The sequence below is a fragment of the Intrasporangium chromatireducens Q5-1 genome (assembly GCF_000576575.1).
GTDB lineage: Bacteria > Actinomycetota > Actinomycetes > Actinomycetales > Dermatophilaceae > Intrasporangium_A > Intrasporangium_A chromatireducens.
The window spans coordinates 1-8986 of record NZ_AWQS01000160.1 but is presented as its reverse complement, the minus strand read 5'-3'; the positions used below and the strand labels follow the sequence as shown (position 1 = coordinate 8986).

General features: G+C 66.1%; 8 protein-coding genes and 1 pseudogene. 5 read left to right on the top strand and 4 right to left on the bottom strand.

The features are described from left to right. Window positions 1-41: 41 nt before the first annotated feature. From ltrA to N864_RS15785, 4 genes and pseudogenes are all read right to left on the bottom strand, one after another. Window positions 42-1610 carry a group II intron reverse transcriptase/maturase gene (gene ltrA / locus N864_RS15795; protein ID WP_205620976.1) on the bottom strand — a complete coding sequence of 523 codons (1569 nt, stop codon included), beginning with the start codon at window positions 1608-1610 and terminating at the stop codon, window positions 42-44. A gap of 616 nt (window positions 1611-2226) precedes the next feature. Beyond that, window positions 2227-2991 (bottom strand): annotated as a pseudogene (locus N864_RS15790) (IS1634 family transposase); the annotation flags it as partial. A gap of 107 nt (window positions 2992-3098) precedes the next feature. After that, on the bottom strand, window positions 3099-3293 hold the full coding sequence (locus N864_RS24765; protein WP_155892973.1) for a type 2 periplasmic-binding domain-containing protein: 195 nt from the start codon (window positions 3291-3293) through the stop codon (window positions 3099-3101). 16 nt (window positions 3294-3309) lie between these two features. Beyond that, window positions 3310-4194: an enoyl-CoA hydratase-related protein gene (locus tag N864_RS15785; RefSeq protein ID WP_034718892.1), complete on the bottom strand. Its 885-nt coding sequence runs from the start codon at window positions 4192-4194 to the stop codon at window positions 3310-3312. A 128-nt stretch (window positions 4195-4322) separates the two neighbouring features. On the opposite strand from N864_RS15785, the gene N864_RS15780 reads away from it, so the two are divergent. From N864_RS15780 to N864_RS15760, 5 genes are all read left to right on the top strand, one after another. Then, window positions 4323-5312 (top strand): ABC transporter substrate-binding protein, encoded by a 990-nt coding sequence (locus N864_RS15780; protein WP_162164539.1) that lies wholly within the window; start codon window positions 4323-4325, stop codon window positions 5310-5312. A gap of 10 nt (window positions 5313-5322) precedes the next feature. Beyond that, window positions 5323-6141 (top strand): ABC transporter permease, encoded by an 819-nt coding sequence (locus N864_RS15775; protein WP_240474358.1) that lies wholly within the window; start codon window positions 5323-5325, stop codon window positions 6139-6141. 17 nt (window positions 6142-6158) lie between these two features. After that, entirely contained in the window at window positions 6159-7250 is a 1092-nt protein-coding gene (locus tag N864_RS15770) for an NAD(P)H-dependent flavin oxidoreductase (protein ID WP_051518676.1), read from the top strand. 77 nt (window positions 7251-7327) lie between these two features. After that, entirely contained in the window at window positions 7328-8047 is a 720-nt protein-coding gene (locus N864_RS15765) for an ABC transporter ATP-binding protein (RefSeq protein WP_205620974.1), read from the top strand. 22 nt (window positions 8048-8069) lie between these two features. Beyond that, the coding region (locus N864_RS15760; protein ID WP_162164537.1) for an MFS transporter at window positions 8070-8986 on the top strand (917 nt) is incomplete at its 3' end.

Sequence of the window (8986 nt, the reverse complement as noted above, 5' to 3'; positions counted from 1 at the left end):
CCGGACGTGCGACTTTCACCGCATCCGGCTCAAGCAAGTTCCTAAGGGCGTCGAGGGTAACGAGGCGCTGGGGCGGGCGTGTCGCGTGGCCGGTGGCGCCGGCGCCGCTGTTGCCAGTAGTAGGTCAGGGCCGGGTCGTCCGGGGACGCATCGGCCTTGACCATCTGGTGACGACGGATCGGCGTCCACGACAGTTTCCGCAGATAGGCGCCGGTCTCCCGGTCGCCGAAGATCCAGCGGTCGTGCCTGGTCGGGTGGAACCGCCCGAAGTAGCGGTCCACGATCCACTGGCCGGTCTTCGTGTTGTGTTGGCGTCTGCCCCACTTGAACAGCGTCCACCAGAGGGTGGCATCGATGTCCGCGAAGACCCTTTTGGACACGGCCGTCCGGTAGTAGCCTGCCCAGCCTCGCAGGATCGGGTTGAGCCTGCTGATGACGGCCAACGCGTTCGCGCCATGCAGGCTGCGCACCTCGGCGCGCAGGCGAGCACGGAAGCGCTTGACCGCTGCCTTGGACGGCTTGATCAGCAGTTTCCCCGGATTGCGGTAATGGCGGACGTTGAATCCAAGGAAGTCGAACCCCTCGGACAAGTGCACGATGCGCGTCTTGTCCTCGTTGAACGACAAGCCTCGGGGTGCCAGCCACGCGGCAAGGCGTTCCTTGACCTGTTCGGCCTCATGCCGAGAGTGGCACAGCGCCACCAGGTCGTCGGCGTACCTGATCAGTACCGGTGTCCCCGGCATCGACCAGCCGCGCGTTGAGCGCCACGGCTTGTACCGAACTCCAGCAGCGGTCTCCATCCCGTGCAGGGCGATGTTCATCAGCAACGGGCTGATCACCCCACCCTGCGGCGTGCCCTCAATGGTCGGTGCGAACTGACGATTCTCGACCACTCCGGCCTTCAGCCACCGGGCCACCCGCTCCTTGCCGGGAAACCCGTGTAGGTGGTCGAGCAGTCGGTCGTGATCGATCCGGTCGAACGCCGCAGTCAGGTCCGCGTCGAGAACCCACGCGCGCGTCGGGTCCTTGCCCTTGCACACGGTGAAGATGGCCTCGATCGCGTCATGACAGCCCCGGCCGGGCCGGAAGCCGTAGCTCCGCGGTTCGAACCGGGCCTCCCATTCGGGCTCCAGCGCGTTGAGCACCACGGCTTGACACGCCCGGTCGGCGATCACGGGGATGCCGAGCGGACGCTTCTTGCCGTTCGCCTTCGGGATAAAGATGCGACGGACCGGCAAGGCCGGTGGCCGGTGGCCGTGCTGCTGGACCCAGCGGGCAAGTTCCACCCGATCAGGTCCATCCAGCGCGGTCAGGCCATCGATCCCAGCGGTCCGCCGCCCCTGGTTGACCTGCGTGACCCGGCGCGTCGCGACGAGCGCGTTCGCCTCCGAGCGCAGCATCAACCGTTGCAGGCTGCGCACCTTGCGGTGCTCACCTGCCCTTGACGCCGTGAAGATGCGCTGCCGCAACCGCCGTACCTGCGCCTCGGCGCGGGTCCAGTTGACCTGATCCCACTCCTCGGGAAAGTCCCGCGGTCCGTTCACCGTCACCGCAGTGGCGGCGTCCAACGTCCCCGCGGATGCTGACGTCACGATCATCGTCTCCTTCACGAACTCACCTGACCCGCGTGGGCTCCCTCTCGGGCCGAGCACACCGCTCGTATCCGGCCGGTTCGACGCCACCACGACCCCGGAGGTGGCCGTTGTCGATGACGTCCTTCCCGTCGCCTTTCGGCGCACCGGCATTCGCTTCTCGGGTCATCCTGTTCCCGGCTGGGGATTACGCCTTCCTCACGGTCGGCCTACCAGCCACCAAGGACTGGACCCAGACGGGGTTTCCACGTTCCACATGCGTAAGACACGGACGGAATGGGCGCCCTCTATACCCCGGGGACCATGGTGCTCACCCGGCCACCTGCCGATCGGCGGCCGGCATCTGCCGCATCCCAGCAGCACGTCCCTGACCTCGGCCCGGTACCGCGATCCTTCGCCGGACCTTCAACATGACGAGGCATCAACCGAGGGTTCACGCGTGTTCGCCCGCCCGTCCTTCTCCTCACCCGTAGCCCTCGGAAGGAACGAGGACCCTTCGGCTTGAACCTTGGGCTTCGCACCCCGCGGTTACCCGCGACGCACGCCAAGGAGGAGACCGGCCATTGAGCACGGACCGGGGATCACGTCACCATCAGGGCCTCCGTCCTCGTGACCCACTTACAGCATGCGACCTCGTGTCGCACTCGGCCTTGTTGCCCTCAAAGCAGCCGATCTCCAGGGGGAATCCGGCCCGATCGACCAGCAGACCGACCACGACCTGCGGGTCGACGCGGCGTTCCTTGGAGAAGCCGACCTTGCGCAGGCCGTCTTCCTTCTCCGCCTCGAAGTAGAGCGTGGTGACGTCGTAGAGGCACAGCGACACATCGCCCGTGCTCATCGTGTGGGTGAAGCAGGCCGTCGCGACCTGCTCGCGGTAGCCGCGCGTGCCGCACCGGCTCAGCGTGCGGCGCATCGTCTTCTCACTCGGCGCCGGCTTGCCAAGGTCGGCCAGCACCCGGCCGGTGTCCAGGATCGAGGTCGGCTCGACGATCCGGGCGATCACCAGGTCGCGAAACGTCTCGTCCCCGACCACCGCGAAACCCAATCCGTCGTACACGTCAGCGAGCACGTCGAACAGCAGCCGCGAGCAGGTGCCCAGCACCTTCGGGGCCGCCACCCGCCCAGGGTCGGCCGACGACGCGGGCTGGGCGAACAGGCCCGCATCCGCCGCCGGCGCCAGCAGACCCGCCCTCCGAGGAGTCGGCTCGACCCCCAGGTCGAACTCGCCCTGGCCAGGATCGCTGAGCAGGCTCCGAGCCTGTTCGAGCAGCAGCCCCAACTCCGCCTCCGAGTGAGCCGACCCGACGTGAGCCACGATCCGACGGCGCCCATCGACGTACTCCGCGATCTGCACCGCCGTCGCGCCCGACGCCGTCCGGACCCGCCTCACCCACGCCACGGACCCGAGCGTAGGGCACCAATTAGTGCCTCAAATCGCCCACGCGCGACTGCATCACCGCACGTCAGCGGGCTGCGACCCGCCGGAGCTCAAGCGGGTGACCAAAGTCAGGTGGGGGCGACGAGCTCGGTGACGGGGAGGCAGGCGACGCGTCCGCCGTCGACTGGCTCACCGTTCGCGGCTCGGCCGCTGAAGTCGGAGTAGCCGAGATTGCAGGCGGCCACGGAGTACATCACCTCCACGTTGGAGACGTCGACGCGCCGGCAGCTCGGCATCAGGCACCGGCTGGTCCTCACCTTCAACCGCCGAAGGTGCCCATCATCCCCAAGGAAAGGCGGGAGGGAGTTCCGATACTTTGGAGGTAAAGCGTGGAGTGCGCTTCTCCAAGAAGGCCGACACGCCCTCCAGGCCGTCCCGGGTGGACGTGTACGCCATCGCCAAGGAGTCGGCCAGGTGTGCCTCCACCGGGTCGGCGACGGTTGCATTGCGCCGCAGGAGGCGGCGGGTGAGGGCCGTGGCGGCCGGAGAGCGGTGCTCGGTGAATCGCCGGGCTAGCGAATGTGCGGCGCCGAGGAGGTCTTCGGCAGGGTGGACAGACCGGGCGAAGCCGGCTTGCATCAGTTCCTCCGGTTCAAGGGTCTGTGCTGTGTACATCCACTCCAATGCGCGTGGAAGGCCAACGATCCTGGGCAGGAAGTAACTCGAGATCGCTTCGGGGACGATCCCAATTTTGCCGAAGACGAAGGCAACGCTGGCGTCTTGGGAGATCAATCGCACGTCCATCGCGCATAGCATGGTCGCGCCTACACCGACGGCGGGGCCGTTGACAGCGGCCAGCACCGGTTTTCGGCACTCGTCTATGGCTAACGTCAGTTTGCCACCCTCGTCGCGTACCCCAGCGACCAACTCGTCAGTATGTAGGTGGGTTCGCAGTTCGTGCATCGTGAGGTGTCGTGTCGGATCAACGCCGAACGGGTTGCCGGAGGTCGACAGGTCCATTCCGGCGCAGAAGGCTCGGCCGCGACCTGTGACGACGACAGCGGCGACGTCGTCATCGGCGTCTGCGGCTCGGAACGCCTCGGTGAGTTCCCGACCCATGGTGAGTGTAAATGCGTTCAGACGATCGGGGCGGTCGAGCGTGACAGTGAGCACGCCATCCTCGAGGGTCAACGACAACGTCTCGTAGTCCGGTACGCCCCGCATCGTGTCCTCCTGGAGTTCAGATGTTCCGAAGAGCCCTAGACAGCCCACCACGGAGTCTCTAGCATAACGCTAACTCTACAAGGAGGTAGAACATGCGCTTCCCAAGAACCGCTCTCGCTGCCGCAGCCGTGGCCGCGCTCTTCCTCGGCGCCTGCGGATCGAGCGGGGGTGGCGCCTCCGGCGGTCAGACTGCCGATGGGGCCGCCGAAGCCATCACCGTCTCGGCCTTCACCAAGTCGCCGGTCAGCACGATCGACCAGATGGTCGTCAAGATGGGCTTCCTCAAGGAGGAGGGCGTGGATGCCAAGATCCTGGAGATCCCCAGCGGTCCCCAAATGGTCGCATCGCTGATCGGTGGCACCTCGCAGGTCACCGGCGGATCTCCTGCACTCGTCTACCCCCTGCTGAAGCAGGGCCAGTGCCTGCGATACCTCGGACCGGGCATGGGCAACATGTACAACCTCATTGCCCGGCCGGACGCGAACATCCCGGGAGCAGACAAGGGCTTTCCCGATTCGGTTCGAGGGCTCAAGGGCAAGACGATCGGCGTGGTGGCCCGTGGGTCGGCCACTGAGGTGTGGATGACGGCGATCTTGCGGGCTGCCGGGGTAGACCCCAAGGACGTCACCTTCATCGCTGTGGGAGCCGCGCCGACGGCGCTGCCAACCTTCCAGCAGGGCAAGGTGGACGCGATGATCGGCTATCCGCCGCTGAATCAGATGCTCGCCGCTCAAGGAATCAAGTACACCTTCCTGACCGACACCGCTCACGGCAAGCCGGACACGTTGAAGAACATGCTCCAAGTCGGCTCGGTGACCACCTGTGACTTCGCTGAGAAGCACCCGGAGACGGTCACGGCGTACTGCAACGCCATTCAGAAGGCCTACGCCTTCCTTCGCGACGAGAAGAACGCACCGGCAATGGCGACCTTCCTGACCAAGACGCTTGGCGTCGACTCGAAGACGGCGACGGATATCTGGGCCGAGATCAAGACGTCTTTCCCTTCGGACAAGTTCACCAAGGAGCTCTTCGACGAGCAGGTCCAGTTCCTTCCGGGCATGGACCATGCCCCTGACTACTCCTCAGCGATGCAGCCGAACTGTGTCAGCGTTGGCTGACGTGGCGACGATGACGATGACGGATACGCGCCGAGCCAATCGCCGCATGTCCAGGCCAAGGACGGGCCGGCCTGTCCTTCGCCTGCTGTCGCAAGTGGGCGTGCTCGGGCTCGTGCTGTTGGCCTGGCAGCTGTACTACATCTCGGGGGCCGGGAGCGCGGCGCTCAACAAGAGTCCTGGGCAGGTCTGGACGGCCTTCACGGCGTTGATGGCTGATGGCACGTTGGCCAGCAACCTGTGGGCCACGATGCAGGCGGTGATCATTGCCCTGCTCCTCGCCGGCGTGGTGGGGACGACAATCGGCTTGGCACTTGCGCTGATGCCGCGTGTCGAGGCCGCCGTTGGCCCCATGATTAGTGGCCTTAACAGCATGCCTCGCGTCGCCTTGGCGCCGGTGTTCATCATTGCCTTCGGTATCGGGATCACTGCGAAGGTCGCGCTCGCCTTCAGCGTGGTGGTCTTTGTCTTTCTGCTCAACGCGCGGGCGGGCGTCAATAGCGCCGATCCCGACATCGTCCGACTTGCCAGGACGATGGGTTTGTCCAAGACGCAGCAGTTCTTCAAGGTGCTGCTTCCGATCGCCACCCCCAGCATCTTTGCGGCCGTTCGGCTAGGGCTCATCTATAGCTTGTTGGGCGTGGTGACCTCGGAACTCATCACGGCGCGAGACGGGCTGGGGCAGCTGGTCGCACAGTATTCCGCCGGCTTCAATATGGCCGCCGTCTACGCCATCTTGATCGTCCTCGCCGTGGTGGCAGGCATTCTCAATTCGCTGACGGGCCTAGCCGAGAAGTGGGTCCTGCGTTGGCAGGCACCCCAAGGCGACTAACCATGAGGAGAACCAGCATGAAGTGGCAGCCATCCGGGTCGACGTTGGGCGACCAAATCCCTGCAGAACTGCCGATCTTCGGCTTCGCCCACAGCGCCGATGTGATAGCCGAACTCTGCCTGGCCGGTGGCGTCGGCATCTGGGGCGCGACGCGCGACACCCCCGAAGAGATCGAAGCCGGTCTGGCCGGCATCGTCGAGGCGGTCGGCAACCGTCCCTTCGGTGTGGACTTGGTTCTCCCGGCCAACATGCCCGAGCTTGACGATCGGGCGCTGATCGAGGCTCAGATACCGGAAGAGCACCGTGCATTCGTCGCCCAGCTCCGACAGAAGTACGACGTGCCCGACGATGGCCAGCCAGGCATGCGGTCGCGGTTCGTGCGTTCCAACGAGATGGCACGCCGACAGCTTGACGTCGTCCTGCGCTCGAAGGCGACAGTCGTCGCACTGGGCGTGGGATCGCCCCAGGATGCCGTGGAGCAACTGAAGTCGGCAGGCAAGGTTGTGGTCTCGCTCATCGGCTCACCGCGGCATGCCCAGAAGGCACTCGAGGCCGGGGCGGACGTCCTGGTTGCCCAAGGGTACGACGCGGGCGGGCACACCGGCACCATCGGCACCTTCTCGTTGGTGCCACAGATCGTCGACATGGCCGGTGGCGTGCCGGTCCTAGCGGCCGGCGGGGTGGCTACGGGTAGACATGTGGCTTCCGCGCTCATGCTTGGTGCGGCCGGGGTCTGGACCGGCACGCTTTGGCTCGGGGCCGTCGAGCACGACCTGGATCCCGAGTTGCAGAAGATGCTTCTGGCGGCGGGGGTAGGGGACACCGTCCAGTCGCGGGCTGATAGCGGCAAGACGCTACGTCAACTGCGCTCCACCTGGACTGACGAGTGGGCCGCCGACGCCGCCCCGAGCCCGCTGCCCATGCCCCTCCAGGACATCCTCATCGGCGACTTGCTCGGCTCGGTCGACCGGAACCGGGTCCTGGACCTCATGCACACGCCAGCGGGACAGGGCGTGGGCTACCTCACGGAGATTGAGCACGTGCAGGAAATCGTCGGGCGGCTGGTTCGAGAGACTGAGGAGGCGCTGGGGCGATGGAGCACCAAGTGACTGCTCGGGCAGTCGGGTCACCCGATGGCCGGACTCCGGCAAAGTCCAACGCTGCCATTCGGCTCGAGAATGTGGTCGTGGAGTTCCCCGATGCGTCCGGGCGGCCGCGCCGGGTGCTGCAGGAAATCAACATCACCACCGAGCCGGGTGAGTTCGTTGTTCTCGTTGGGCGCAGCGGGTGCGGCAAGACGACCGTGCTCAACCTCCTGTCCGGATTGCTCCGGCCGACGAGTGGCACGGTGCAAGTTCTCGACACAACTCCCCGAGCGGCGCGTAAACGCATGGGCTACATGTTCGCCCGGGATGCGCTCATGCCCTGGCGGAAGGCTCGCACGAACGTCGAGCTGGGCCTCGAGGTCAAAGGGGTCGGCGCGGCCGAGCGTCGGCGCCGCGCCGAGGAGATGCTTGACCGCGTGCACTTGTTGGACAGTGCGGACTTGTGGCCGTGGCAGCTCTCGCAAGGCATGCGCCAACGCGTCGCCCTAGCACGCACCTGGGCGCCGGACCCGTCGCTGATCCTCATGGACGAGCCTTTCGCCGCACTGGATGCACAGACGAAGGTGAGCGTCAGAACGGAGTTCATGCGGATCTGGGAGGAGAGCAGGCCGAGCGTCGTGTTCGTCACCCATGATCTTGCCGAGGCCCTCTTGCTTGGCGACCGGGTGATCATGCTCAGCGGAGGCAGCATCGAGGTCGACCTCAAGGTCCCCTTTGGCCGCCCTCGGCACGTCGAAGAGCTGCCGTATACGAAGGAGTTTGTCGAGCTGGAACGTGACCTCTGGCAGCGCCTCAAGTAGGCCCTGGCGCCATCGGGCGCTGTTGCCGATCCTGGTGGGGCTGGGATTGGTCATCGGTGTCATCAGCAGCTTGGGGGCGCCGCTGGTGCCACTCATCGCAAGGGAGGAGCGCGTTGCTCTCGGCGCCGCACAGTGGACCCTGACCGCCAACCTCTTGGCAGGGGCGGTGCTGACGCCACTGCTGGGCAGGCTCGCAACTGGTGAGGGGCTGCGCCGGACCGTGCTGACTGCCCTCCTAGTCTGCACGGGCGGTACCACCCTGTGCGTGCCTGAGTTGGGGTTCGGCGGACTGCTCGTCGGTCGCATACTCCAAGGGGCCAGCTTGGCGTTGCTCCCGCTCGCCATCGCCGTCGCCCGGTTCGCAGTACCCCCCGAGGACTTCCCGAGGGCTGGCGCTCTCGTCTCCGTGTCCGGGGTTGCCGGCATTGGTCTCGGGTATCCGGTCACCTCACTGGTGGCGGACCTGTTCGGGATGCGGCCCGCCTTCGCCACCGGTGCCGCCCTATCTGTCCTTGTCCTAGCGGCGGCCTGGCTCGTCATCCCGGACCGGAAGGGACAGCCCGTCGGCGCGGTGAACTGGATCGGAGCGCTTGGCCTTGCCGCCGCGGTCGGGGCCCTCCTATTGGGACTTACCCTCCTCGAACAGCACTGGCCGTGGAGCTTGATTCTTGGCGTCCTCGCCGTGGCACTGCTCTGCTGGTGGATTCCTTCCCAGTTGCGCAGTGCGGCGCCGCTCGTGGACCTGCGGCTCGCGCGGCATTCCGCGGTGATGAGGGCGAACGTAGTCGTCTTGGTTGCCGGCCTCACCGTCTACATGCTGTTCACCTTGGTGACCCAGTACGTCCAAGCGCCGATGGGAGGCCTGGGCCTCTCCGTGATGGCGGCCGGCATGGCCGTGTTGCCATTCTCCCTTTGTGGGCTCGCGGGCGGGCGGGCGGG

What these genes read in the sequence shown, in the direction of transcription:
- N864_RS15785 (WP_034718892.1), bottom strand. Translation starts at nt 4,194, where the DNA reads ATGCGGGGCGTACCGGACTACGAGACGTTGTCGTTGACCCTCGAGGAT.
- N864_RS15775 (WP_240474358.1), top strand. Translation starts at nt 5,323, where the DNA reads ATGACGATGACGGATACGCGCCGAGCCAATCGCCGCATGTCCAGGCCA.
- N864_RS15770 (WP_051518676.1), top strand. Translation starts at nt 6,159, where the DNA reads ATGAAGTGGCAGCCATCCGGGTCGACGTTGGGCGACCAAATCCCTGCA.